Below are 276 nucleotides of genomic sequence, written 5' to 3'. Positions count from 1 at the left end.
GTGGTCAGCACACACACCGGGGCGGCGTCTTCGAGCATGAACTCCAACCGCTGCACCGGATACCCGGTATCGATCGGCAGATACGCCGCACCCGCGATCAACACCCCCAACAACGCGACCGGCAACTCCTCCGTCCGCCCCACCGCCACCGCCACCAACGACTCCGGACCCGCACCCCGCGCGATCAACGCCCGCGCCACCCGATTCGCCCGCCCATGCAACTCACCGAACGTCAGCGACCGCTCCCCGGAACGGATCGCGACCGCGTCCGGACGG

Annotated in this window: 1 protein-coding gene; it reads right to left on the bottom strand. The window is 69.6% G+C overall.

Translation table 11 applies throughout. From position 1 onward, the window contains the following. Nucleotides 1-276, bottom strand: a 276-nt coding sequence (locus ON21_RS30100) for an AMP-binding protein (protein WP_039803518.1), incomplete at both ends; no start/stop codon positions are given.

Origin of the sequence: Nocardia araoensis NBRC 100135, from assembly GCF_000308435.1 — a bacterium.
Lineage (GTDB): Bacteria > Actinomycetota > Actinomycetes > Mycobacteriales > Mycobacteriaceae > Nocardia > Nocardia araoensis.
This window is presented reverse-complemented; position numbering and strand designations above follow the sequence as displayed.